The 23,946-nt window shown below is 63.4% G+C and carries 23 protein-coding genes; 9 read left to right on the top strand and 14 right to left on the bottom strand.

Annotation, left to right across the window (positions count from 1 at the left end; genetic code table 11):
• Positions 1-57: 57 nt before the first annotated feature.
• The 3 genes from AC5WEY_RS15395 to idi are packed head-to-tail and all read right to left on the bottom strand — an operon-like array spanning position 58 to position 1,983.
• Positions 58-660, bottom strand: a complete 603-nt coding sequence (locus tag AC5WEY_RS15395; protein ID WP_057479403.1) for a CDP-alcohol phosphatidyltransferase family protein — start codon at positions 658-660, stop codon at positions 58-60.
• A 59-nt stretch (positions 661-719) separates the two neighbouring features.
• Entirely contained in the window at positions 720-1,355 is a 636-nt protein-coding gene (locus tag AC5WEY_RS15400) for an NUDIX hydrolase (protein ID WP_495646469.1), read from the bottom strand.
• 10 nt (positions 1,356-1,365) lie between these two features.
• Positions 1,366-1,983 (bottom strand): isopentenyl-diphosphate Delta-isomerase, encoded by a 618-nt coding sequence (gene idi, locus AC5WEY_RS15405; protein WP_495646470.1) that lies wholly within the window; start codon positions 1,981-1,983, stop codon positions 1,366-1,368.
• 44 nt (positions 1,984-2,027) lie between these two features.
• Here idi and AC5WEY_RS15410 point away from each other — a divergent pair, with 44 nt between their 5' ends.
• The 3 genes from AC5WEY_RS15410 to AC5WEY_RS15420 all read left to right on the top strand — a co-directional run bounded on the left by AC5WEY_RS15410 (position 2,028) and on the right by AC5WEY_RS15420 (position 3,811).
• Positions 2,028-2,192: a hypothetical protein gene (locus tag AC5WEY_RS15410; protein WP_200936662.1), complete on the top strand. Its 165-nt coding sequence runs from the start codon at positions 2,028-2,030 to the stop codon at positions 2,190-2,192.
• Positions 2,193-2,294: 102 nt separating this feature from the next.
• A complete protein-coding gene (locus tag AC5WEY_RS15415) occupies positions 2,295-2,552 on the top strand; it encodes a hypothetical protein (protein ID WP_032398144.1) in 258 nt (85 codons plus the stop codon).
• Positions 2,549-3,811 (top strand): cupin domain-containing protein, encoded by a 1,263-nt coding sequence (locus tag AC5WEY_RS15420; protein WP_495646471.1) that lies wholly within the window; start codon positions 2,549-2,551, stop codon positions 3,809-3,811. The genes AC5WEY_RS15415 and AC5WEY_RS15420 overlap by 4 nt, the downstream gene beginning before the upstream one ends.
• Before the next feature lie 6 nt (positions 3,812-3,817).
• Here the strand turns inward: AC5WEY_RS15420 and AC5WEY_RS15425 are convergent, their stop codons facing one another.
• Both AC5WEY_RS15425 and AC5WEY_RS15430 read right to left on the bottom strand, forming a co-directional pair.
• Positions 3,818-4,579 carry an SDR family NAD(P)-dependent oxidoreductase gene (locus tag AC5WEY_RS15425; protein ID WP_057479407.1) on the bottom strand — a complete coding sequence of 254 codons (762 nt, stop codon included), beginning with the start codon at positions 4,577-4,579 and terminating at the stop codon, positions 3,818-3,820.
• A gap of 27 nt (positions 4,580-4,606) precedes the next feature.
• Positions 4,607-6,403 carry an acyl-CoA dehydrogenase gene (locus AC5WEY_RS15430; RefSeq protein WP_495646472.1) on the bottom strand — a complete coding sequence of 599 codons (1,797 nt, stop codon included), beginning with the start codon at positions 6,401-6,403 and terminating at the stop codon, positions 4,607-4,609.
• A 318-nt stretch (positions 6,404-6,721) separates the two neighbouring features.
• On the opposite strand from AC5WEY_RS15430, the gene car reads away from it, so the two are divergent.
• Entirely contained in the window at positions 6,722-10,249 is a 3,528-nt protein-coding gene (gene car, locus AC5WEY_RS15435; protein ID WP_495646473.1) for a carboxylic acid reductase, read from the top strand.
• Between the two features lie 41 nt (positions 10,250-10,290).
• Here car and AC5WEY_RS15440 read toward each other — a convergent pair whose 3' ends face one another.
• The 4 genes from AC5WEY_RS15440 to AC5WEY_RS15455 are packed head-to-tail and all read right to left on the bottom strand — an operon-like array spanning position 10,291 to position 15,159.
• Positions 10,291-11,880 carry a regulator gene (locus AC5WEY_RS15440; protein ID WP_495646474.1) on the bottom strand — a complete coding sequence of 530 codons (1,590 nt, stop codon included), beginning with the start codon at positions 11,878-11,880 and terminating at the stop codon, positions 10,291-10,293.
• Between the two features lie 10 nt (positions 11,881-11,890).
• Positions 11,891-12,604: a cysteine hydrolase family protein gene (locus tag AC5WEY_RS15445; protein ID WP_057479411.1), complete on the bottom strand. Its 714-nt coding sequence runs from the start codon at positions 12,602-12,604 to the stop codon at positions 11,891-11,893.
• The gene (atzF, locus tag AC5WEY_RS15450; RefSeq protein ID WP_495646475.1) at positions 12,601-14,424 is read right to left on the bottom strand and encodes an allophanate hydrolase; all 1,824 of its coding nucleotides are present in this window, start codon (positions 14,422-14,424) and stop codon (positions 12,601-12,603) included. Before atzF ends, AC5WEY_RS15445 begins: the two co-directional genes overlap by 4 nt.
• A gap of 57 nt (positions 14,425-14,481) precedes the next feature.
• Positions 14,482-15,159, bottom strand: coding sequence for a GntR family transcriptional regulator (locus tag AC5WEY_RS15455; RefSeq protein WP_495646476.1), 678 nt, complete (start codon positions 15,157-15,159; stop codon positions 14,482-14,484).
• Between the two features lie 103 nt (positions 15,160-15,262).
• Between AC5WEY_RS15455 and AC5WEY_RS15460 the strand changes: the two genes are divergently transcribed.
• On the top strand, positions 15,263-15,559 hold the full coding sequence (locus tag AC5WEY_RS15460; RefSeq protein WP_495646592.1) for a DUF503 domain-containing protein: 297 nt from the start codon (positions 15,263-15,265) through the stop codon (positions 15,557-15,559).
• 16 nt (positions 15,560-15,575) lie between these two features.
• On the opposite strand, the gene AC5WEY_RS15465 is transcribed toward AC5WEY_RS15460, so the two are convergent.
• The gene (locus AC5WEY_RS15465; protein ID WP_495646477.1) at positions 15,576-16,139 is read right to left on the bottom strand and encodes a dihydrofolate reductase family protein; all 564 of its coding nucleotides are present in this window, start codon (positions 16,137-16,139) and stop codon (positions 15,576-15,578) included.
• A gap of 78 nt (positions 16,140-16,217) precedes the next feature.
• On the opposite strand from AC5WEY_RS15465, the gene AC5WEY_RS15470 reads away from it, so the two are divergent.
• Genes AC5WEY_RS15470 through AC5WEY_RS15480 form a run of 3 tightly spaced genes read left to right on the top strand, consistent with a single transcriptional unit; the run spans position 16,218 to position 18,185 of the window.
• On the top strand, positions 16,218-17,378 hold the full coding sequence (locus AC5WEY_RS15470) for an NAD(P)/FAD-dependent oxidoreductase (RefSeq protein ID WP_495646478.1): 1,161 nt from the start codon (positions 16,218-16,220) through the stop codon (positions 17,376-17,378).
• A 19-nt stretch (positions 17,379-17,397) separates the two neighbouring features.
• Complete coding sequence (locus AC5WEY_RS15475; protein ID WP_495646479.1) at positions 17,398-17,715, top strand: hypothetical protein; 318 nt, start codon at positions 17,398-17,400, stop codon at positions 17,713-17,715.
• Between the two features lie 50 nt (positions 17,716-17,765).
• Complete coding sequence (locus AC5WEY_RS15480) at positions 17,766-18,185, top strand: VOC family protein (RefSeq protein WP_495646480.1); 420 nt, start codon at positions 17,766-17,768, stop codon at positions 18,183-18,185.
• A gap of 31 nt (positions 18,186-18,216) precedes the next feature.
• Here the strand turns inward: AC5WEY_RS15480 and AC5WEY_RS15485 are convergent, their stop codons facing one another.
• Positions 18,217-19,488, bottom strand: coding sequence for an MFS transporter (locus tag AC5WEY_RS15485; RefSeq protein ID WP_495646481.1), 1,272 nt, complete (start codon positions 19,486-19,488; stop codon positions 18,217-18,219).
• Between the two features lie 25 nt (positions 19,489-19,513).
• The gene (locus AC5WEY_RS15490; protein WP_495646482.1) at positions 19,514-20,134 is read right to left on the bottom strand and encodes a GyrI-like domain-containing protein; all 621 of its coding nucleotides are present in this window, start codon (positions 20,132-20,134) and stop codon (positions 19,514-19,516) included.
• A 113-nt stretch (positions 20,135-20,247) separates the two neighbouring features.
• Between AC5WEY_RS15490 and AC5WEY_RS15495 the strand changes: the two genes are divergently transcribed.
• A complete protein-coding gene (locus AC5WEY_RS15495) occupies positions 20,248-20,778 on the top strand; it encodes an Rv2253 family sensor-like surface protein (protein ID WP_495646483.1) in 531 nt (176 codons plus the stop codon).
• 31 nt (positions 20,779-20,809) lie between these two features.
• Here AC5WEY_RS15495 and AC5WEY_RS15500 read toward each other — a convergent pair whose 3' ends face one another.
• Positions 20,810-22,330 (bottom strand): amidohydrolase family protein, encoded by a 1,521-nt coding sequence (locus AC5WEY_RS15500; RefSeq protein WP_495646484.1) that lies wholly within the window; start codon positions 22,328-22,330, stop codon positions 20,810-20,812.
• 41 nt (positions 22,331-22,371) lie between these two features.
• Positions 22,372-23,829 (bottom strand): purine-cytosine permease family protein, encoded by a 1,458-nt coding sequence (locus tag AC5WEY_RS15505; RefSeq protein ID WP_495646485.1) that lies wholly within the window; start codon positions 23,827-23,829, stop codon positions 22,372-22,374.
• Positions 23,830-23,946: the final 117 nt, after the last annotated feature.

Genomic DNA, 23,946 nt, shown 5'->3' on the forward strand with positions numbered 1-23,946 from the left:
CCCCCGGTCGTTCCGCAGGCTCCACTCCTGCCCCCGGTCGTTCCGCAGGCTCCACCGTCAGGTGCCGGCCGCTGCCGGGTCGACCGCCCTGGCCACTGCAATGGCCTTGCCGAGGTACAGCAGTCCCGTCCAGGAGTACAGAACGGTGCCCCAGATGAGCAGGGCGTACCCGAGCGGTCCTGCGGCGTCGGCCACCGAACTGGTGCCTGCGGAGACCAGCAACACGGGCAACGCGATCATGACGACGAAGGTGGCGGCCTTGCCGAGGTAGATGACGTCCGGAGGCGGAAGCGATCGACGTCGGTAGACGAACATCGTCAATCCGAGCACAGCATCTCGCCCGATCAGTATCGCCGCCACCCACCACGGAATGATGCCGCGCAGGACGAAGGCGACGAGAGTACTGACTACGTAGAGCCGATCGACCAACGGATCGAGTACGGCACCCAACTTCGATGCCTGTCCGAGCATGCGAGCGAGTTTGCCGTCCAGCCAATCGGTTCCGCCGCTGACCAGCAGAATGACCAGTGCCCACCCATCAGCCGCGGGCCCGAGCAGGAGATACAGAAACAGCGGAACGCCGGCGAGCCGGATGGCACTGAGCAGGTTCGGAACGGTCGCAATGCGATCGGATACGTCGAGCTCACGGTTGTCGGTCACCGACGATCACCTCCTGTCCATTCTGCTCGTCGTGCATTCGAGCCGAGTCTGCGGCCACGTTAGCGCCACGCGAACACGGGCTGCTCGAAGTCCGCGACTCGCGTGTGTCGACCGTGCATCGCCACTTCACGAAATTGATGCACGATCGCCCCGGTCGGAGCATGGATGGCTCCGGTTCGGTACGGCCATCGAATGACCGGGCGGGTCGATTCGGGAATCGATACGAACTGCGCGTCGACGTCGAGTTCGGCCGCCGTCACCTCGAACACCTCGGATACCTCGTCCTCGTTGGGACGCAACGTGGACGAGTAGTCACCTACCCACACGACGAACGGGGTGATGACGTAACCGGATCGGGTGACGTAGTCGTCCAGCCTGCCGAGCACGTCGACCGTCCCAGCACGAATGCCCAGCTCTTCGTGCAATTCCCGTAAGCACGCCTGCATCGAAGATTCACCTGGATCCACGCCGCCGCCCGGAAGCGCGTACTGGCCCGGATGTGCGCGCAATCGACTCGGCCGCTTCGTCAGCAGCATCCGCCGGTCCCCCGGCGCTCCGCCGAGTGCGACGGCCACCGCAGCGGCGCGCAGGCCCTCGGCATCGGCGGTGCGGAATGTGAAACGTGCGAGTTCGCGCGCGACGGAACTCCGATCGAGCAGGTCCTCGGCCGACTCGGCGGAAGTATCGTCACTCACAGCACGAACACTAGAGCCCCGGCGATGTCGACGGGAGACGGGCGGCGGGCGGAAGCAGGTCGTCGGCGGCAACCGGCCAGCTGCGAGGGTCGTCGGCCAGAACCGACAGTTGTTCCACTTGTGTACGGCACCACGGTGATACGTCGACGGTTCCGTCGAGCACACCGGCAGAGAATTCCGCCCACGACACCCACCGGGTCTCGTCCACCTCGAGTGGGTCGGGGTCGAGCGTCGCGCTCTCGTCCACCCGCACGCGGTACACGGGACAGATCTCGTTCTCCACGATGCCGTTGTCCATGACGGCCCGGTACCGGAAGTGCGGGAGAACCAGTTCGGCCGAGCTTGCGTGCAGTCCCAACTCTTCACCGATCCGGCGCAGCACCGCATCGGAGAGCTCTTCACCGGGAGCGGGGTGACCACAACAAGTGTTGGTCAGTACGCCCGGCCAGGTCGTCTTGCTCGACGCTCGTCGCGTGAGCAGTACCGCACCGTCCGATCCGACCACATAGCTGGAGAACGCCAGATGCAGCGGTGTCTGCAGCGTGTGCACGGTCGTCTTGTCCTGTGTGCCGACAGCGCGGCCTTCGTCGTCGAGCAGCACCACGTGCTGCGCCGGTGATCGATCCATAGTTCCATGGTCCCACGGCCGATCCGTCGGTCTACTGTCGAACCATGGGACGTGAAACGAACGCAGACGACGAGACACCGACCGACAGCGAGAATTCGACTACGCCCGATTCACCGAAGGGCGGCCGCCCAGGACCGGTGGACGGCGGAGGCGGCGGCGGGATGGCGACACGTGAGAATGCGCCGGAGATCGCAGACGGCTCTGCTTGAAAGTTCCACACCACGGCTGTTTGAAAAATATAGTTCGCGTCAATACCCCCGATGTTCTCGCGCGACGCGGGCACACGAACCTCCACGACCGGAAGGATCTCGATGAGCATCAACGACGACGACATCACCACCACGGGCGGAGCCGCAGGCGAAGGCCCCGCTGACGGCGGATCGAACCCGGGTGGCCATGACGGCGGAGCAGACGGCCCCGCTGGAGCCGGCGAAGGCCCCGCCGACGGCGGATCGAACCCTGACGGTCACGACGGCGGAGCAGACGGCCCCGCCGGAGCCGGCGAAGGCCCCGCCGACGGCGGCTCCAACCCCAATGGACACGACGGCGGTGCGGACGGTACCGCTTGATCACTGAGTCGAGCGACGAGCGCGGATCGGATCACCGGTCCGCGCTCCGTCGTCTCACCGGTGTCGACCTCGCGACCTTCGCCGATCGGTTCTGGGGCGTCGCGCCCAAGCTGAGTAGATCCGCTGATCTCTCGGACTCGTTCGACGATCTGATGACGCTCGCCGCGGTAGACGAGCTGATCGCCGAACGCGGAGTACGCACTCCGTTCGTGCGAATGGCCAAAGACGGTCAGCTGCTGGACAAGTCGCAGTTCACCGCGTCCGGTGGGTTCGGTGCCGAGGTCACGGACCAGGTCGACTCCGCAGCGGTGCTGGCAGCCTTTGCGGCCGGAAATACGCTGGTACTTCAGGGCCTGCACAGACTATGGCCCCCGCTGATTCATTTCGTCGGTGATCTCGTTCGCGAGCTGGGCCATCCAGTGCAGGTCAATTCGTATGTCACACCGGCTGCGTCGCAAGGTTTTTCACCGCACTACGACGTGCACGATGTGTTCGTCGTACAGATCGCGGGAACCAAGCGGTGGAGCATTCACTCACCGGTGCACGTGCATCCGCTCAACAATCAACCGTGGTCGGACCGGCGGTCGGCCGTCGAAGACCACGCATCGAATACTCCCGAACTGGACATCGTCCTCGAGCCCGGCGATGTGCTCTACCTGCCGCGCGGGTGGATCCACTCGGCGCAAGCGCTCGGTGACACCACAGTGCACCTGACCATCGGCGTCGCGTCGTACAACGATTACGACCTCGCGCACCACGTACTGAAGTCGCTCGGCGACGTCGAGAGTCTGCGTGCTCCTCTTCCCGCCGGCCTCGACCACTCCGACCCGGAGTCCATCGTCCCGCACGTGCATCGAGTTGTGGACGCCATGCGTGCCGCGCTCGACGACATCGACCGAGACCCCGCTGCGGTACGTCGACTCGCCGAACGCCTCGCAGACCGTCACGACGCCCTCGTCCGACCGGAACCGGTGCGCCCACTGGCCAGTGTCGCCGCGATGGGTGCGTTGCGGGGCGAGGATTCGATTCGATTGCGGCCCGGCATGTTCGCGCGGATCGCGCACGACAAGGACGGAGTGTCGATGGTGCTTCGGAACAAAACCGTCACGCTGCCGCCTCAGTGCACCGACGCGATCGAGAGCCTGATGAAGGGCTCTCCGTGCCGCCTCGATTCGATGCCGGGCCTCGACCCCGGCGATGCACTGGTGGTCGCGCGCAGACTCATTCGCGAGGGGATAGCGGTGACGGCAGCGCCGTAGCCGCCGTCAGGTGATCGTGACCCCACCGTCGACCGCAATGGTCTGACCCGTCACGTATCCCCCGGCGTCGGAGGCGAGCCAGATCGCGGTGGCGGCCAGTTCCTCGGGATCGCCCTTGCGGCCGAGGATCATGCGTGGAGCCATCGACTCGAGGTACCCGGGCTGATAGCTGTCGGTCATCTCACTCTGGAAGAAGCCCGGGGCAATGGCATTGACCCTGATCCCTTTTCGCGCACCCCACTGCTGCGCAAGGTCGCGGGTGAGCCCGACGATGGCTGCCTTGCTTGCGCTGTAGGCGGCCTGAGGCAGGCCTGCAGTGGTCAGACCGAGCACGCTCGAGATGTTCACGATCGAACTGCCGGGCGCCATCACCCGTCCGCACGCCTGGGCCGCCCAATACGACCCGTTCAGATTGATGTCGATCACCGAGCGAAACTGCTCGGGGGTCTCGCGGGTCGCCGGGAAGGCTGTGCCGATGCCGGCGTTGTTGATCAGCACGTCCACCTTCCCGAACTCTGCCACTGCGGCGTCGACCATCGCGGAGCACTGGTCAGGATCGACCACATCGGTCCCGACGGAGATCGAACGTCCTCCGACACTGTCGATCAGCTTCGCGGTCTGCGCCAATTTGTCCACCCTTCGCGCGGCGAGCACGACGTCGGCCCCGGCCTCGGCAGCTGCTTTGGCGAAGGCGACACCCAGACCCGAGGATGCGCCGGTAACGACGACAACTCGGCCGTCGAGGCGGAATTTGTCCAAGATCGACATGTACGTGAATCTCCTTGTAGGTCGCGGTCAGAACCAGGCGGGTGACATATCGAGGGTGGTGCGGTCCAGTCGCGCGAGCAGGTCCAGTTGAGCCGTCACCTTGGGCAACTCGTAGACGTAGAAGAATTGCGCTGCAGAACGCTTTCCGTCGTAGAAGTCGCCGGACTTCGCGCCGACGGCCAGTAGCTGTTCGAGCCACATCCAGGCAATGACGATGTGCCCCATGGCTTCGAGGTAGGCAGTGGAGTTCGCCAAGGCCACAGCTGCGTCACCGGTCCCCCACAGTGTCGCGGTGACCTCGACGATTCTCGCGAATCGGTCCTGCAGTTCCGCGCCGAAAGTGCCAGCGTCACCGCCGGCAGCGTCCGCCTGCGCGACCGTCTTCGAGATCTCTTCGCTGAGCAGTGTCAAACCAGCGCCGCCCTGCATAACAACCTTGCGGCCCAGCAGGTCCAACCCCTGAATACCGTGCGTACCTTCGTGAATCGGATTGAGCCGGTTGTCCCGGTAGTGCTGTTCGACGTCGTAGTCGCGGGTGTATCCGTAGCCGCCGTGCACCTGGATGGCCAAGCTGTTGGCCTCGAGGCACCACTGTGACGGCCAGCTCTTGGCGATGGGAGTCAGGACGTCCAGCAACAGTGTCGAGCGCGCCGATTCGGCATCGTCGGACGCCGAGTCCTGGAGGTCGACCAGATGCGAGCAGTACAGACCGAGTGCCAGCGCACCTTCGACGTAGGACTTCTGCGCCAACAACATTCGTCGGACGTCGGCATGTTCGATCAGTGCTACCGGAGGTGATGCAGGATCCTTCGCGCCGAGCGGCCGTCCCTGGGTGCGTGTCTTCGCGTACTCGACCGATTTGAGGTACCCGACGTAGCCGAGGGCGATGGCCAGGAACCCGACACCGATACGGGCCTCGTTCATCATGTGGAACATGTAGGACAGTCCACGATTCTCCTCGGCGACCAGGAATCCGATCGCCCCGGGCTGTCCTGCGGGAGAATGGGTTCCGTCGCCGAACGCCAGCAGAGTGTTGGTGGTCCCGCGGTTGCCCATCTTGTGATTGAGGCCGGTCAACACGATGTCGTTCCGCTCTCCCGCACCGCCGTCGCCGTTCGGGAGGAATTTGGGAACGATGAACAACGAGATCCCCTTGACACCTGGAGGACCTCCCGGTGTCTTCGCGAGCACCAGGTGGACGATGTTCTCGGTCAGTTCGTGATCGCCGCCGGAGATCCACATCTTGGTACCGGTGATACGAAAGCTGCCGTCGTCCTGCGGTATCGCTTTGGTCGTGATGTCCGCCAGTGACGATCCGGCCTGCGGCTCCGACAGGCACATGGTTCCGAACCATCGTCCGTCCAGCATGGGCCCGACGTAATCACGCACCTGATCCGGCGTCCCGTACGTCGCGATCAAGTTGGCGTTGGCCATGGTCAGGAACGGGTACGACGACGTGCCTGCGTTCGCCGCCTGGAAGAATGCCATCGCCGCCCGAGAGACGGTCGCAGGAAGCTGCATCCCGCCGATCGACTCGTCGAACTGCCCGGCGATCAGACCTGCCGCCGCGTACACATCGAGCGCTTCCTTCACCTCCGGAATCAGCTCGACCGAGCCATCCGGATTCATGGTCGGTTCGTGCGTGTCGGCCTTCTTGTTGTGCGGCGCGAAGTGCTTGCGGGCAATATCCGCGCTGAGGTCGAGTACTGCGTCGAAGGTCGCGCGCGAGTGTTCGGCGAAGCGGGGGCGAGTGGTCAGGCCTGCTACGTCCAGCCACTCGTACAGCAGAAAATCCAGGTCGCGGCGCGAGAGGACGTCCGACATTCACTTCTCCGATCGCGAGGGGTGACACGTGCGCACGATGGTGACGAGCACTGTGACGCACATGACTGTGGATTCACCATACAAGTCTTGATCTCCGGCTTTCACCGAGCACCAGAGTGAGCTGTCGACGCAGACCTACGTTCGTCGTCCGGCGTTCAAAAACCCAGCCAGGCAGACTTTTACGACTTATCGGGCTATGAGGAGCGTCACGATTGGCACAGCCCCCGGCGGCATATACTTACCTTTGATAACGATATGAATCGGACAATCGCGAGGCGTCCCGGCCCACCGGGCGCGCATCGTCGGAGGGAGTCGAGCATGACGCACACGCTGGCCGTCGACAGCCGACAGGATCGAGAGACCAGGCAACGCAGTCGGTTTCAGGAGCTGCACGAGTCCGACCAGGAATTTCGCGCCGCCGAACCGGACAGCTCCGTAGCGGACGCCGCCCAGGAGCTGGCACCCAACCTCGCACGCGTGGTTGCCGAGATCATGACGCGCTACTCCGACCGCCCGGCCCTGGGCAGCCGGGCTCGACAAATCACTCGCGTGGACGACGCAAACGTCCTTCACCTACTCCCGCGCTTCGACACCGTCACCTACGGGGAAGTCTGGAAGAGTGCCGGTGCACTGGCCTCGGCTCTCACGCACGACTCGGTCGGAATCGCGCCCGGTGATTTCTTCGCAACGCTGGGATTCGCGAGCGCCGACTATGTCATCGCGGAGTTGGCCACGATCCGGCTCGGCGCAGTCGCCGTTCCGTTGCAGGCCGGTGCCTCCGCGGGCCAGCTGTCGGCCATCGCGGACGAGGTCGAACCCGTCGTCCTCGCAGCCGACGTCGACAATCTGTCCGTTGCGGTCCAGGTTGCCGGCCAGTGCAGGTCCATTCGGCGAATTGTCGTCCTCGATTACGACGCTGAACTCGACGTGCACACACGGATCATGAAGTCCGCGCGCGACGATGCCGAACAGGCCGGGGTCGTCATCCGGCCCCTGACCGAGCTGATTCGCGACGGCGAGCAACTACCGGAGATTCCACTACCCGATGCCGAAGATCCCGACCGACTCGCGACACTGATCTACACCTCCGGCAGCACCGGAACTCCCAAAGGAGCGATGCACACCGAACGAATCGTCTGCGGAGCCTGGACCGGAGCCTGGCACCACACCGGAGCTTCCTCCGAATCCGTGGACCGGCCTGCTTTCCCCGTGATCACTCTCGACTATCTTCCGATGAGTCACCTGGCCGGCCGTGGTCTCGTGTTCTCGGCGCTCGCTGCCGGCGGGACGGTGCACTTCGCCGGAGCCAGCGACCTGTCCACCCTGTTCGAGGACTTCGCACTCGCTCGGCCCACGATGGCACTGTTGATTCCCCGAGTGTGCGAGATGATTCGGCACAACGTCCTTGCCGAGATCGACCGAGAGGTCGACCGGTCCAGTGGCGGAGACGAAGACAGTGTCCGTCGAGACGTTCTGGAGCGCCACAGGAACGACCGATTCGGCGGACGCATCCTGGCGGCGATGGTCGGCACCGCGCCGATCGCGACGGAGGTCAAGGACTTCGTTACCGAGCTGCTCGACATCCAGGTCCGCGACAACTACGGCTCCACCGAAGCCGGAATGGTGCTGCACGACGGCATCATCGCGCGTCCGCCGGTGATCGAGTACAAACTCGACGACGTACCCGAGCTCGGCTACTTCTCCACCGACACCCCGCATCCACGCGGCGAACTCCTACTCAAGACGTCGTCCATCATTCCCGGGTACTACAAGCGCCCGGACGTCACCGCGGACGTGTTCGATTCCGAGGGCTTCTATCGCACCGGAGACGTTGTCGCCGAGATCGAGCCGGACCGACTCGCCTACGTCGACCGCCGCAAGAACGTTCTCAAGCTGGCCCAGGGTGAGTTCGTGGCCCTTGCCCGTCTCGAGGCAGTGTTCGGTACCAGCGATCTGGTGGACCAGATATTCCTCTACGGCAACAGCCAACGCGCATATCTGCTTGCCGTCGTCGTCCCGTCTCACCCGGATACGACCACAGCCTCGATCATCGAGTCGCTGCAAGAAATCGCTCGTACGGAATCGCTGAACTCGTACGAAATTCCGCGTGACGTGACGATCGAGCACCAGCCGTTCACTCAGGAGAACGGGCTCCTCTCGGGCGCCGGGAAGCAACTACGGCCGAAGCTCGTCGAACGCTATGGTGCCGATCTCGAGCGTCGCTACGTAGATCTCGAGTCGGGTCAGAACGAACGCATCCGCGAGCTTCGACGCCATGGTGCCGACGCCCCGGTTCTGACCACCGTCGGCGATGCAGCACAGGCACTGCTGGGATGCGACGGATCCGATGTCCGACCCGACGCACATTTCAGCGACCTCGGTGGAGACTCGTTGTCGGCGTTGACGTTCTCGACGCTCCTGCGAGACATCTACGGAGTGGACGTGCCGGTGGGAGTGATCACGGGGCCGGCCATGGATCTGTCCGCCTTGGCCGACTACATCACCTCGGCCCGGGACAACGATTCCGACACAGCAACATTCGCCTCGGTACACGGACGCGACGCCACCGTCGCGCACGCCTCCGACCTGCGCTTGGCTGCATTCCTGGACGAGACACTCCTCGATACCGCTCATCACGTTGCCGGCCCTCGCACCCGAACCGAGACAGTGTTGTTGACCGGTGCCAACGGATACCTCGGCCGCTTCCTCTGCCTGGAATGGCTCGAGCGTATGGCCGAGGTAGGCGGGACGGTGGTGTGCTTGGTTCGCGGGCGCTCCGATTCCGACGCGCGTTCTCGACTCGATGCAGCGTTCGACAGTGGTGACGAAAAGCTGTCCGCTCACTACCGGGCTCTGGCAGACTCCGCGCTCGAGGTTGTGGCAGGAGATCTGGGCACGCCTCGATTCGGCTTGGACCACGACGAGTTCGCGGCTCTGGCCGAGCGGGTCGATCGCATCGTTCACCCCGCTGCGCTGGTCAACCACGCTCTTCCGTACGAGCACCTGTTCGGTCCCAATGTCGTCGGTACGGCGGAGGTGATTCGGCTCGCGCTGACCGACCATGTCAAGCCGGTGACCTACCTGTCGACGGTCGCCGTCGCTGTGGGCGTCGACAATTTCCGGGAGAACGGCGACATTCGCATCGACAGCCCCTCGCGAGCTGTCGACAATTCCTACGCCAACGGCTACGGCAACTCCAAGTGGGCCGGCGAAGTGTTGTTGCGCAACGCATTCGACGAATTCGGCCTGCCGGTGTCGGTCTTTCGCTCCGACATGATCCTCGCGCACAGCACGTGGTCGGGTCAGCTCAACGTACCGGATGTGTTCACGCGTCTGATCCTCTCGGTCGTGGCCACCGGCCTGGCTCCCAGGACGTTCTACGCCACGGGCACCGGTGCACCCACAGACGACAGTGGGCGCCCCCTGGCCCATTACGACGGGCTCCCTGCCGATTTCAGCGCCGAAGCCATCACGTCGATTGCCGGTGCCGACGTATCGGGCTACCGAACCTTCGACATTCTCAACCCGCACGACGACAGCATCTCGCTGGACACGTTCGTCGATTGGATCCGCGAGGCGGGTCGCGACATCGAAATCGTCGCGAACTACGACGAATGGTTCGAGCGCTTCAGCGCTGCGGTCGAGGCTCTTCCGGAAAAGCAGCGTTCGCATTCGCTGCTTCCCTTGATTCAGTCGTACGCGCAACCGCAGCAACCGTCGTCGGGTGCGATGTTGCCGGCGGACGAGTTCGCTGCGGCCGTCGGGGAGATTCCGCACCTCGGGCGTGGACTGATCGAGAAGTATCTGTCCGATCTTGTTTCCCTCGGCCTCCTCGGCAAGAGCTGAGGCATCTCCCGGTGCGGGCCGAGCGGCCCGCACCGGGAGCGCTACTCCCCTGACTCACCGACTGGTTGCGCCTCGTCCGTCCGCGTCGTGCGGGGAACCAGCCGCGAGTACGCCAGACACACCAGTCCGAAGAACAGGTACCCCAGGGCCACTTGGGGATTGGCGGCCCATCCCACCTGGTGCGAGTGGATCAAGCCGACCCACGACAACGCTGCAGCAACCCCACCTGCTGCAGCGGCGGCAACAAATCGTTTGTCGAGAACGAACGTGACGATGGTGCCGAGCATCAGTCCGGCGAGTACCGCTCCGGACCCGAACGTCTTCAGCCCGTCGTACACGACACCTGCCTGGCCCAGCGCCTCGCTTCCCACTTCCGTCGCCGATGTGCCGGCAGCACTGAGCGCATTGTCGATCAGGCCCACCGCCCACTCCGCGAGGTTGGGGAGCAGTGCCACGACCACCGCGATGGCGTGGAGCTTCGGCACCGACTGGAATGCCTGAGCACCGATCAGCAATCCGATGTACAGCAGAATCGGGACGATAGCTGGAATCGGAAGGAGCGTGGCCAGTAATCCGAAGAGCCCGAGAAAACACATGATTCCGATCGCGACACCCGACGCGAGCGAATACCCGGTTCGGCCGCCCGCGTCTTTCCAGCCCGGGTGGCCGATGTAGACCGCAGGGGGAAACGGCGAGCCGAAGGCCGAGCCGACGATCGCACCGAATCCGTCCGCGAGCAACACGCTGCGGAGGTTGTAATTGTCTCCCGCGGCGGATGCACTTTCGACGTTGCTCATCGCCTCGGTGAAGTTGTACACCCCCAACGGAATTGCGGTAGCGAGCAGCGGAGCCAGATTACCGAGACCGTCGAGTAGGAGATCGAGGCGCAGATCGGGTAGGCCGAGTGCGATGTTGCTCGCCGCTTCTGACACGTCCGGGACCGACATGTATCCGCCGATCCAACCGATCGCCGTGCCTACCAGGAGCGCTGCGAGACCGACCGGGATGTTGCCCGGCAGCTTCACATCCGTGAAGAAGCCGATCAGAATGATGGCCAGAACGGGCAACCCGATCCAGGCTGCCTCCCACATCTGAGCGGCCGGACGCATTGCGATGAACGTGATCGAGATGCCGGCAAGGGTGCCGAGCATGGCAGCGCGCGGGGTGATCCTCCGAATGTACGGCCCGACGAATGCGCCGATCATCACGATGATGCCGATCATGAACGCCCAGGCCAACCCCGCTGCCCACGCCTGCAGCGCGTCTCCCGTTGCCAGGTACACCGGCAACATGACTACGAACACCACGATGAACATATGCGGAACGCTCGGCCCGTAAGGCAGCGCTGTCACGTCGGTTCGTCTCTCGCGCTTGGCCAATCGACGCGCGAGAACCATGTAGTAGAGGTTTCCCAGAATCAGTGCGATACCGAGGGCGGGAAGCAGAGTCCCGAGGACGTCACTCGACGGAATCCCGACCACTGCGATACTGAGTGTCGTCAGCGTGAGCACGTTGACGAGGATGTTGAAGCCGAGTCCGAAGAACGCGTTGGTGTCTCCCTTCGTCCACCACGAGAGAACGAACGGAGACGACGGGCCGGCAGCGGGTTGATCTTTCACGTCCATGGTCATGTCCGAGGTCCTATCGACTCGCCGAGGTGGGGACGAAAGCAGACAACGCAGCGACTACGTCCTCCGACGGCGCGGTCCACCCGAAAATTCCGCCTTGAGCCGAGATCATCTCGAGGCCCACTCGCTGAAATTCCGGAAAATACGAACCTACGCAGTCCGTCACCACGAGGCACTCGTATCCGCGATCGTTGGCTTCACGCACTGTCGTGTGCACGCATACCTCGGTCGTCACCCCGGTGACGAGCAGTGTGGTGATTCCTGCGGCGATCAGAATTTCGGCGAGTTCGGTTGCGTAGAACGCTCCCTTCCCGGGCTTGTCGATGACGGTCTCGCCGGCGATCGGTGCCAGTTCGTCGACGATGTCGTGACCGTACTCACCGCGAATCAGGATGCGGCCGAACGCTCCTGGATCTCCGATGCGTTGTGACGGGGTGCCGCGGCGCAGCTTTGCCGGCGGACAATCGGACAGATCCGGTAGATGACCCTCCCTGGTGTGGATCACCGGGATGCCGGTTTCTCGTGCCACCGAGATGAGGCGTGCGAGCGGTTCGATCACGCTCCGAAGAAGGCCGACGTCGTTGCCGAGGCTTTCGCCGAATCCCCCGGGCAACAGAAAGTCCCGTTGCATGTCTATGACGAGTAGCGCCGTCGTCGCGGTGCCGATGGTGAATTCCGAGGGTGAGGCCGACGGAACCACCGATTCCGGTGGATATTCCGATGTCATGAGATCTCCTGTGCTGCAGTCGAAGTGTCGTACTCGGATGAAAGCGCCCGGGAGTATGCCCGCCAGCCACCGAACTCGCTGATGTCGTCGACGTCGTGGCCCTCCGCTCCGGTCTGGACAGTCGCGTCGCAGACGTAGCCGAGAACGTCGGAACCGTCGGCCAGCAGCACTCGTCCCAGAGCGAGCACCGCCGGCAGTCTGCCCGCGAGTACAGCAAGAGAGGCGGCGGGCAGTCGCCACCTCTCCACGTGTATTGCGCTGCCGCCGAATGGAACTCGCAGCAGGCCAGGTGTGGGATCGGTGGTTCCGATCCGAAGCAGTGTGTACGTCGGTGCGGTAGTCGTCGCCTCCACCATGGTTCCGCCCAGCTCGAGCAGTTGCGAATTGGCCCGCTCGCCTGACAGATGATGCCCCGCAACGACGATGTCGACAGGCGATTCTTCGGTTGGAGTGGGAGCCGAGACGATGCGTCGTTCGCCGATGATCCTGGCTGCGACCGCCAGCACCGTGTCGTCGGCGAGCGCGGGCCCGATCACCATGAGACTGGCCGGTCGACCGTCTTCGGTGAACCCCGCGGGGACTGCCACGGCCGTCAGGTCGAGAAGGTTCCCGAAGTGGGTGTAGTGACCGAGCTTCGTATTGCACGCGATTGGGTCTGCGAGCACCTCCGGAACGGTGAAAGTGGTGCCGATGGTCGGCACGATCATCACGTCCATCGAGCTCCAGAGTTGTGCGACGCGAGCACGAAGCTGCTGGAGTGTCTGCAGGGCGCGAAAAGCATCGACTGCGCTGTACCGACGCCCTCCCAGGAAGATCTCGCGGACGACGGGGACGATGGAATCCGGCTTTTCGGTGAGGAATTCGTCGAACTCGACCAGCCGCTCGGCAACCCACGGTCCTTGGTACAGCAACGAGCCGGCATCGAGAAACGGCATCAGATCGACTGTTGCCGTGTGCAGTCCGTACGTGGGCAACAACTCCCGCGCAGCCGAATGCGCGTCGGCCATGGCCACGTCGCCGAAGAAATCCAGTTGGGTCGGGTCCGGTAGTCCGACGGTGATCTCGCGACCGTCGTATCTGCCTCCACGTGGGCGTGACCACCCGTCTTCCGGGTCTTCACGACACATCACGTCGAACACGAGGTCTAGGTCCTCGACGGACGATGCCATCAGCGTGATGCAGTCCAGTGACTTGCAGGCGGGGACGAGTCCGATGGTGCTGATCAGGCCACGTGATGGTTTCCATCCGACGATTCCGTTGAGCGCGGCCGGTACTCGACCGGATCCGGCGGTGTCGGTGGCCACGCAGAACGGCACCTGCCCGAGTGCGACGGCCAAGGCAGATCCGGAGCTCGATCCGCCCGAGATCATGTCGTTGCCGTAGACACTTCGCGGAACGGTGTGTGGTGTGCGAGTGCCGTTCAGCCCTGTTGCGAACTGATCGAGACTGGTCTTGCCGACAAAGATGGCTCCGGCGTCGAGCAGTGCCTGAACCGCAGGTGCCGTCGAATCCGGTGTGTACGCATAGTCCGGGCAGGCGAGGGTGGTGGGGTACCCGGCCACGTCGATGCTGTCTTTCACTCCGAAAGGAATGCCGAACAGCGGAAGCGACAGCGGGTCGGTCCGAGCTTCCAGCGCTGCGGCCGCCGCGGAGAGTTCCGCGCGCCCGACGACGGTGATCCAGGTGCCGTCGTCGCCGCGCGACTCCGCGGCGTCCGAGAATGCTTCGACAACACTCGATGGAGTCTTTGCCCCGGTCCGGTACGCCTGGAGCATCTCTGCAACGGTGGGGCCGAACGTGGGGCCCATGCCTGGATTCATACCGTCGATTGTCGACAGTTTTGTGTTTCTGCAGGTTGTCGACGTGTTTCGAGTCTGTTAGGAAATACTCTCGAGGTGCAGGTACGTGAGTTCGCCGTGTTGCTTCAGCGCAGCAAGCGCCACCGAGACATCGTTGGATTCGATCGCGTCGAGCAACCACTCGTGACGCCTGATCCCGTCGACCGGATTCGCGACCCGAGCTTCCTCTCTCAGGTTGCGAGCCATGGGTAGCTGCAATTTCAGCAATATCGGCGCGTACGCCACGTCGAGCTGACGGCTACCGGCCAGCGAGACGATGGCTTCGTGAAAGCGACGATGTGCGTCGTCCTTCCCCAGCGTGTCTCCGCGGGAGTCGGCGCCACGCATCTCGTCGAGAGCTGCACGGACCGGAGCGAACGAATCGCGGGACGTCGAGGACGCAACCGGGAGTGCACGCCTGAGCGCATGCTGTTCGAGAACTTGACGAAGCTCGAAGAGTTCGAGAATGTCCTCCGCCGACCACACGGTCACCCGAAACCCACGGCGCGGAAGGTGTTCGACGAGCCCTTGCTGAGCCAACAGGCGAAGCGCCTCGCGAACCGGTGCACGGCTGATTCCGAGGCGCGAGCACAAAGTCTCCTCGACGACTCGTGATCCGGGTTCGAGCTCACCGCTGAGCACCTCGGATCGCACCTGGCGGGTCGCCATTTCGACAAGGCTCGGCGGCAAGGATCCATGTCCCTCCGGCGCAGCCATGACGTCAGTGTACGAACCCGAGGGTCGAATTGCGTGTATCGACGGCCATCGCCACCTCGAGTCGGGACTACTCGGGTGCCGCCGGCATTACACTGGCGTGCCTATGTGGATTGGATGGATAGAATTCGACTTCCTTCTCGGCGATGTTCACTCACTCAAAGAGAAGCGCTCCGTGATCCGGCCGGTGATCTCCGAGATGCACCGCAAATTTGCAGTAACGGTCGCAGAGACCGATCATCGCGAATTGCACCGACGAGCAGGTATCGGCGCGTCCGTCGTAGCAGGCGATCGCGACCACGTCACCGACGTTCTCGACCGAATCGAGCGCGTGGCGGCGTCACGCCCCGAGCTGCAACTCGTCTCCGTTCGGCGACGCACCATCCGGAGCGACGACGTCTGAGGCCCACCCCGTCGGGTCATCGACGTACGTCGAACACCTGCTTCTGAATTCCGTTGCCGTAGACCTCGTGTTCGACCAAGTCGAGATGCGTTGTGTCCTTGTCGGCCTCACTGAACAATCGTTTTCCCGCCCCGAGCAGCAGCGGAAAGACGAGCAGGTGGTACCGATCGACGAGTCCGGCGTCGGCGAGACTTCGTCCCAGGGTGGCGCTGCCGTGTATGGAGATCGGCCCACCATCGGAGTTCCTGAGCTCGGCAACGTCGTCGACACCACGCAAAATGGTTGCCGGCCAACGTGAGTCGTCCTGCTCGAGCGTCGACGACACCACGTACCTCGGCATCGCGTTGTAGCCGGCAAAATCGTCCATGGTGGGCCAGATCGGCGCAAATGCCTCGTAGGAGGTGCGCCCCAACAGCAGCGCAGTGGCTTCCTCCTGCTCGCGGCCCTTGATTTCGTACGCCGCCGGGTCGAACTCGATGTCCTTGAACGTCCATCCGGAGTTGCGATAGCCGGCCTCGCCGCCGGGTCCTTCCATCACGCCGTCGAGCGAAACGAACGCGGTCACGATCAGAGTGCGCATCGGCGGTCCTCACAGTCGAAAGTGTCGGGTGCCGGAATCGTAGACCATCGGTATCGGTCGACGAATACCATCGTCGGCATGATCGGCACCGTCAGCATCGACATGTCCCGGCCGGCGTGGGACGACGACACTGTCGTGTCCGGTTGGCAGGGATTGCCCCCGTCGGACGGCGACTGCGCTGCCGACGTCTGCGTCGTCGGCCTCGGCGGATCGGGCATGGCCGCTGTCGCTGATCTGCTCGGCCGTGGTCTCGATGTCGTCGGAATCGATGCCGGGCGAGTTGCGGCCGGTGCGGCGGGCCGAAACGGCGGCTTCTTGTTGGGCGGCCCCGCATCGTTTCTGCATACCGCACTGTCGATGTGGGGGCCCTGCGCCGTCGATTTGTACCGTGCAACCCTCGACGAGATCGATTCGCTGGAAGCACTCCTCGGATCGTCCGTTGTCCGCCGCACCGGGTCGATCAGACTTGCGGGCGTCCCGGACACGGAGGCCGACCCCGCCGATGCGCAGGACTGCGCGGATTTGCAGAAGTGTCTGCGCGAGAACAACATTGCCGTCGAAGAGTATTCGGGCGAGCTGGGAAACGGCATCTTCCTGCCCGATGATGCGGTGATGAATCCTGCCCGTCGTGCAGTCGGAATGGCGGCGGCGCTGGCCGGTCGCGCCAGGCTCCACGAGTACACACCCGCGGTTGGCATCGAACCCGGAGCGGTGACAACGCCGACCGGGGTGATCCGCTGTGATCTCATATTGGTTGCCGTGGACGGTCGCCTCGAACGCGTACTCCCCCAGCTCGACGGTCGAGTTCGGACGGCCCGCCTCCAGATGCTCGCCACCGCTCCTGTCTCGGCGGGTCGGTTGCCGTGCCCCGTGTACGGACGGTGGGGATACGACTACGCGCAGCAGGATGCGTCGGGACGGCTGTACGTCGGGGGTGGCCGCGACTTGTTCGCCGAGGAAGAGTGGACCTTCTCCAACGAACCGACGGCCCGAGTGCAGAATTACCTCGATTCGCTCGCCGAGTTGTTTGCCGGTGAACACGTCTCCGTGAACGCCCGGTGGGCAGCGTCGGTGGGGTTCACCGCGGACGGGCGGCCGTTGTGTGGCTACGTCGCTGACGGAGTGATCGCGTTTGGTGGCTACAACGGAACCGGCAATCTCGTCGGGCCGGTGACCGCTCGCGCTGCTGTGGCCCTCGGACTGGACGCAATCGAGGTTCCGAAGTACCTGAGCAGCTGACCCATGGCAGTGTGTACTCATGGCTGACGAACCGGATCGCACCGAAGACGGCCACTACGTTGTCATAAAGGGGCGACGTTGGCGCGCAACGGATCCCGACATACCCGAGAATCGAAACGCAGAACTGCGGTCGATTCTCATGGCCTGGCGCAGGGAGGTCAAACGTACGTCGGGTGCCCCGGAGTCTCGCGCGGGTGTGCAGGCAACCAAGGTCGCTCTCGGTGAACGGGGAACACCGTGGTGGGAGCAGTCCGAAGACGAGCGACAGGCTCGATGGGAGTCCGCAATTCCTAGGCCGGGAGATACCGATACCTCGTCCGGTGACTTTTCGTCGTAGTGCGGGTCTACCGTTTCGACGGATGCACATCAGCGAAAAAGGAGCCTGCCATGTCCCTTCTCAATCCGTATCTTTCGTTTCGTGACAACGCCCGCGAGGCCATGGAGTTCTACCGGTCCGTGTTCGGGGGCGAGCTGACGATCAGCACGTTCGGCGAAGCACACGCCAGCGAGGATCCCGCCGATGAGAACAAGATCATGCACGGCCAGTTGACCACTTCCAACGGATTCACCTTGATGGGTGCGGATACACCGTCCTCGATGGAACACACTCCCGGTAGCGCGATCAGCGTCTCTCTCAGCGGCGACGAGGAGGACGAATTGACGGGGTACTGGAACAAGCTCGCCGTCGACGCGCAATTCACGATGGGCCTCGACAAGGCTCCGTGGGGCGATACGTTCGGCATGCTGACCGACAAGTTCGGTGTGCAGTGGATGGTGAACATCGCGGGATCCACGGCCGGTAGCTGAGCCCCGGCGCAACCGTCCCTGCTCATTACACCTAGCCGGCGAAGGTCTTCGGAGGAATCACCTGCCGGAGACCTTCGGGGCCCCAACCCCGGTCGAGCGCGACAAGCAATGTTGCGCAGCCGATTCCGGACAACACCAGGGCAGAACCGAACATTGCTGTGTAGCCGAACAGGTCTCCCACCACACCGGCTGCGATTCCTGCCGCCCCTTGCGCGAACACGACCGCACAGGCCATCAACGTGTAGTCGCTTCCTGCGAAACGCTTCTCAGATGCGTCCATCATCAGCGCGAACACCGCGACCGTGGCCGCGCCGCCGAGCACGTGCTCGGTGATGTTCGCCGTGATCAGTAGTGGAAATCCACCGATGCCGAGGGACGCGATGACGTACAACGCGAGGCTCAGGGTCTGGCTCACTCCGCCCACCAACAGCGCCCGGCGACGTCCGTGCCGGAAGGTCATCCACGCCCCGAGGGCAGCACCCCCGAGCGCTGCCACCGAAGAGAGGCCGCCCTCGACCAACGCGATCTGTGGCAGCGACAGTCCACTGTCCGACAGAAACGGCCCCACCAATGCCGATCCCATCGAGTTTCCGAACTTGAACCCGATGATCAGCAGTATGAACGCGACCATGCCGGGCCTGCGAAGCCTGGACCACCAGACAACCGCAAGCCGAGCCGGCGATTCCGACTCTCCGCGCCGATCGGAAGCGGCATCCGCCGCGTCGAGTTGCCTGCGCATCCACCACACCGGGACAGTCGTCAATACGATGAGCAACGCCATCGCGACGAACAACACTCGCCACCCGGCAAAGGTGAACAGCCACAACAGCAGTCCACCGCCACACACCATTCCGATTCGATAGGCACCGACTTGGAGGCCGTTGCCCAACCCGCGCTGCGCCGCGGTCAGCGTTCTGACCGCAATTCCGTCGGTCGCGATGTCTTGCGTGGCCGAGAGCGCATTCATGACGAAGATGCCGACGAACAACCAGCGCAACGTCGACGACAAGTCGAGGAACGACAACGCCAGAGCCACCACCGCAGCCGAACACTGCAGCGACAGCAGCCACCGTCGTCTGGATCCGTAGCGATCGACGTACGGTGCCCAGAGAAATTTCAGCGCCCAGGGCAGAAACAGCACACCGGTGGCACTGATCTTCACCAGCGAGAATCCCGACTCCCGCAGTACAACCGGGAGTGCCTGAGTGAAAAATCCGAATGGTAGTCCCTGCGCAAAATAGAGAGCCCCGAGCAAGGTGAGGGTTCCGGCTGTGAACGAAGCCGGACGCACCGCGTTGGTCATGTCGGCCATCGTGTCAGAGCGTCGACTACCCCGCTGAACGCACAACCGGTTGACGGAAAACAGTCCGGAGTTTCGCGGGCTCGACCCGGCGCGGATCGCTCAGGTAGATCTCGTGGTGTCTGCCGGTCATCGTCAATCCGGAATCGGGGATGTACCGATCGTGAAGTTCGGCCAGCACCGGCGTCTCGTCGTCGTAGGACCCGATGTGCAGTGTCTGAACGCAGAGTCCCTCGCTCAGGGTCTCCAACCGAACTTTGGTCGACGCCTCGGACCTGCGTTTCGCACCGGCTGACGCCACCGCCGCCTCGAACATTGTTGGGTCGATCCAGTCGGGCACCATGATCATGACGGTCCAGTTCCACTCGGCCTTGTTGCGAGCAGTGGTGAACGACGCCATGTCGTCGGCCCACCACAGAGCTTCCAGCGGCGGGACGACGTAGTCGCGGTCGAGGTCCTTCTTGCTGGCGAATTTCAGCGCGTACGCCACGGGGTAGAGAGCGGCGAGTGCGTCCGCATACTCGGGCGCGGTATTCGGATCACCGCGTCCGTCGATCATCAGATACTGCAACGGCGGCACGGCGAGAGTCCGAAAGACATTGCGCTGGGTCGAATACGAGTCGAGCGTCTTCTTGAAATCGATCTTCATGGCACCCGATCCGTTTCGACCACGGATCCAGCGTAACGATGGAGACCGTTCGTGCAAGTAGAGCGTTGAACGTTTCCCCTCAGAACAGTCCGACCGGCCGGTAGTATCGCCGAATGCGAAAAGTGATCCTGGGCGTCGTTCTGGTTGCTGCGTGGTCGACGACAGTGATCATGCCTGCGACGGCAGCACCGACGACGAGCGATGCATCCTGGAACGGCCTGTACACGCTGGAACGATTCGCAGCGACCAAATCCGGTTCCAGCCTGGCTGCCCGCCAGCCGGAACCGGATTTCTCCGACGACTACATGTTCGTTTCCACGTGCATGGGTGGTCCTTGCGTGGCAACCGTGGTCGGCGGCCCTCCCCCGAAGAATCCCACTCTCCCCCAGCCTCCTCAGTACACCTGGGACGGAACGAGCTGGGTCCACGTGTACGACTGGATATGGGACTGCTACCAGGGCCCTGATGTCCCACGCCCGTTGGCTCCGGCGCACTCCGTTGCGACGTACACGCCTCAGCCCGATGGCACGTTCTCCGGTGTATGGCGCACCGTCATCGACAGCGGACCGTGCGCGGGCGACGTGGTGATGAACGTCGCGGCCTACCCCGTGCAGGTTGCTCCCACGCCGTTCGGCAGCAGTTAGCTCGGCCCTACACCGAACCGAACACGGCCCGTCACACCAGCCACGCCCGTTCGTCGTCACTGAATCGGTTGACGGCTCCGCGGGTCGACATCGCCCTGTCGTACATTGCGGCCAACGCGTCGAGCAGTGGCCTGTTCTGCGAATCCAGTTCGTTCTGGCGCGTCACGATCTCGTCGAGGCGCTCGGCGAGTTCGGCCAGTACTGCCGAACGATCGACGGTGGTGACCCGTCCGCCCTCGACCACGATGCGTCCGGCCACGATCACCGTGTCGATCGACGATCCGTTCTCGGAATACACCAGTTGCCGATCGAGCTTCTGCCGAGGGGTGAACGCCATGGTCTCGAGGTCGAAGATCACCAGATCTGCTTGCATCCCGACCTCGACCGAACCGACGGTGTCCTGAAGGAGTGCACTGCGGGCACCGCCGACCGTGGCCGCATGCAGCACCTCGTCCACTCTCGGCCAGGTGGCGAAGTCTGGACTGGTGACCTTGTGCAGCAGCGCAGCTGATTTCACGACGTCGAGCATCCGTGGAGAATCACTGCTCGAGCACCCGTCGGTTCCGAGTCCGAGATTCACGCCGGCGTTACGCAGTGCGCGCCACGGGGCGATCCCAGACCCGAGCTTGAGATTGGAGATCGGATTGTGCGAGATCGATGTGCCCGCCGAAGCGATCATCGACATGTCATCTTCGGTCAGCCAAATGCCATGCGCCAGTGTGGTATTCGGTGACAGGGCACCGATCCTGTCCATGTACGCCACCAGTGAGCCGCCGTACATCTCGGTTCCCGTAACCAGTTGAGTCTTGGTTTCGAGCACGTGGATGTGGCATTCGGCGTCGAATTCCTGAGCCAACCGCGTAGCGCCGACCAGAAGATCCTCGTCGCACCGTTGTGGTGCCGAGGGGGCGACCATGTACCGCAGACGTCCGTTCCCTCGACCGTGATACTGCTCGAATGCCTGCCTGCTGAAGGCTAGATACTCCCCCGTCGTGGGGACGGGATGGGACAAGATCTCGGCTGTGATCTCCTGCGGTAGGTAGTCGACGACGAACGGCACGGTGTCGACGAACGGCTTGCTGATCACGTGTCCGGAAATGTTGGCTCTGATGCCGATCTGTTCGTACGCGTCGAACACCGCCGACAGTTGCGCCCAATCCTGAGTCGGGTTCTCCAGCACGTCGTCGACGATCGTGGTGACGCCCGCTTCGAGAGATTCGATTGCGAACAACGTGCTGCGCAGACGAACCAGATCGGGTTCGACGCGACTGTCGCCGAGAATGGGATACGACATGGCCATCCACATCTCGAGGGGCATGTTGTCGTATCGGCCCTTGTAGAACGTCTCCCAAGAATGCGTGTGCGCGTTGACGAAACCCGGCGTCACCAGCCGGTCACGCCCGTCGATGATCGTGTCGCCTTCTCGGGCTTCGAGATCACCGGCGACTGCGGTGACTACGTCGTTCTCGATTCGGATGCTGCGAACGATCGGCTCGGATCCGGTGCGGCTGTCCATGGTGATGACGTGCGCGTTTCTGATGAGGATTCCCATGTCTCTTTCCTTGACTGCGCGGTCTGAAGTCGGAGCGGACGCTATTCGACCGGTTGGGGAGCCGGTGCCTGCCCGTCCGGTAGCTGTTGCCGAACAGTCCACCGCCGATGCGTTTTTCGTGCGAGTAGGTAGTAGGTGAGCGCTGCGGCGCTCCCGCCGACCAGCCACGAGATGTCGAGACCGCCGAGTGCCTGCGAGCCGAATCCCTGCAGCGCCGGGACCAGGCCGTTGAGGAACATCCAGGTTCCGACAATTCCCACCGCGAACGCCACGAGCGCACGCCAGTTGACGTCCTGGATCCTCCTCGAACCCACTTCGTCGAACAGATGGTCGTAGCGGGTGCTGGCGCGCTCGAAGACGTAGTAGTGCACCAGCATGATGGCACCCCACGTCGCTACCCAGCCCACCACTCCGACCAGCCAGGCGTCGAGAGTCTCGGCCGCATCCTCCTGGAACACGAAGAACACGCTGGCGGCCAAGGCGAGAACACCGACGCACAAGTTCAGCGTCCGCCGACTCAGTCTGATGTCGAGGGCCTGCGCCGTGACACCGAAGCTGTAGACGTTGAGGACGTTCGTAGCGATGGGGCCGTGCAGAACCAACAGCAACACCGGTACAGCGAGTGCACCGAAGTTCTCGACGATGAGCTTGCCCGGATCGACGGAGCCGTTGGTGGTGGCCAGCGTCGCGCCGAGAACACCGAGCCAGACGACGGGAATGAACTGCCCCAACGCACTTACCAGGTACAGCTTGCGTCGTGGAACGCTGGTACTCACGAACCGGGAGTAGTCCGCCGCATAGGTCAGCCACGTCAGGCCCCATCCGATTCCGATGGCCGTCATCACGGCTGACATGGCGACGATGCGCTCGGAGCCTGCCAGGGCAACACCGTTGGGACCTGAGTAGCTCCAGTCGATGTCGAGGTAGAACCAGGCCACGATGGACATCAGAACCAGGACGGCGACGGTGGGCGGAACCGTCCAGCGCTCGAACGCAGCGATAGCCCGGTACCCGGCCATGGAGATACCGACCTGAATTGCCATGATGGCTGCAGCCACGAGGACCTTCCATCCGACGTTAGCGGCACCCGGATCGACCCAGCCGAGTTCGCCGAGCAATGCCATCACCAGGTCCAGGACGATCCAGGTGTTCACCGCGCACCAGCCGACTACCACCACGGCTTGGACGGCAGACGGAACATAGTTGCCTCGACGCCCGAAGACCGAGCGTCCCAACAGCATTCCGGTGGTACCCGTTCGCTGTCCGAGTAGGACGAAGAACCCGAAGATCGACATTCCGATCACGTTTCCGAGGACGAGCACCGTCAATGTGTCGGTCAGCCCGAGGCCCATGCTGATGCCGAGCGCGCCGAGCACCCAATTGATCGGTGCAATGTTCGCGCCTGCCCATATCCAGAACTGACCGGACAGCGCTGTAATTCTCTGGCTTTCGGGAATCGGTTGCAGCGATTCCTCGATGTCGTGGGAATGTGTGGTCACCGTGAGCTCCTCAGGAATTCGGCGGACCGGCGGTTCGGTTGGCCTGTCGCACAGCCTGGTTCTCGTGTGTTTCCCGAACCCTTACGTAATGTAAGCCACTCGTAACAGCGGGTGGAC

The sequence above is a fragment of the Rhodococcoides sp. S146-33 genome (genome assembly GCF_059489205.1).

Coding starts and splice junctions, on each gene's coding strand:
- idi (WP_495646470.1), bottom strand. CDS start 1,983: ATGGATCGATCACCGGCGCAGCACGTGGTGCTGCTCGACGACGAAGGC.
- AC5WEY_RS15410 (WP_200936662.1), top strand. CDS start 2,028: ATGGGACGTGAAACGAACGCAGACGACGAGACACCGACCGACAGCGAG.
- AC5WEY_RS15415 (WP_032398144.1), top strand. CDS start 2,295: ATGAGCATCAACGACGACGACATCACCACCACGGGCGGAGCCGCAGGC.
- AC5WEY_RS15425 (WP_057479407.1), bottom strand. CDS start 4,579: ATGTCGATCTTGGACAAATTCCGCCTCGACGGCCGAGTTGTCGTCGTT.
- AC5WEY_RS15430 (WP_495646472.1), bottom strand. CDS start 6,403: ATGTCGGACGTCCTCTCGCGCCGCGACCTGGATTTTCTGCTGTACGAG.
- car (WP_495646473.1), top strand. CDS start 6,722: ATGACGCACACGCTGGCCGTCGACAGCCGACAGGATCGAGAGACCAGG.
- AC5WEY_RS15440 (WP_495646474.1), bottom strand. CDS start 11,880: ATGACCATGGACGTGAAAGATCAACCCGCTGCCGGCCCGTCGTCTCCG.
- AC5WEY_RS15445 (WP_057479411.1), bottom strand. CDS start 12,604: ATGACATCGGAATATCCACCGGAATCGGTGGTTCCGTCGGCCTCACCC.
- atzF (WP_495646475.1), bottom strand. CDS start 14,424: ATGAATCCAGGCATGGGCCCCACGTTCGGCCCCACCGTTGCAGAGATG.
- AC5WEY_RS15455 (WP_495646476.1), bottom strand. CDS start 15,159: ATGGCTGCGCCGGAGGGACATGGATCCTTGCCGCCGAGCCTTGTCGAA.
- AC5WEY_RS15460 (WP_495646592.1), top strand. CDS start 15,263: ATGTGGATTGGATGGATAGAATTCGACTTCCTTCTCGGCGATGTTCAC.
- AC5WEY_RS15465 (WP_495646477.1), bottom strand. CDS start 16,139: ATGCGCACTCTGATCGTGACCGCGTTCGTTTCGCTCGACGGCGTGATG.
- AC5WEY_RS15470 (WP_495646478.1), top strand. CDS start 16,218: ATGATCGGCACCGTCAGCATCGACATGTCCCGGCCGGCGTGGGACGAC.
- AC5WEY_RS15475 (WP_495646479.1), top strand. CDS start 17,398: ATGGCTGACGAACCGGATCGCACCGAAGACGGCCACTACGTTGTCATA.
- AC5WEY_RS15480 (WP_495646480.1), top strand. CDS start 17,766: ATGTCCCTTCTCAATCCGTATCTTTCGTTTCGTGACAACGCCCGCGAG.
- AC5WEY_RS15485 (WP_495646481.1), bottom strand. CDS start 19,488: ATGACCAACGCGGTGCGTCCGGCTTCGTTCACAGCCGGAACCCTCACC.
- AC5WEY_RS15490 (WP_495646482.1), bottom strand. CDS start 20,134: ATGAAGATCGATTTCAAGAAGACGCTCGACTCGTATTCGACCCAGCGC.
- AC5WEY_RS15495 (WP_495646483.1), top strand. CDS start 20,248: ATGCGAAAAGTGATCCTGGGCGTCGTTCTGGTTGCTGCGTGGTCGACG.
- AC5WEY_RS15500 (WP_495646484.1), bottom strand. CDS start 22,330: ATGGGAATCCTCATCAGAAACGCGCACGTCATCACCATGGACAGCCGC.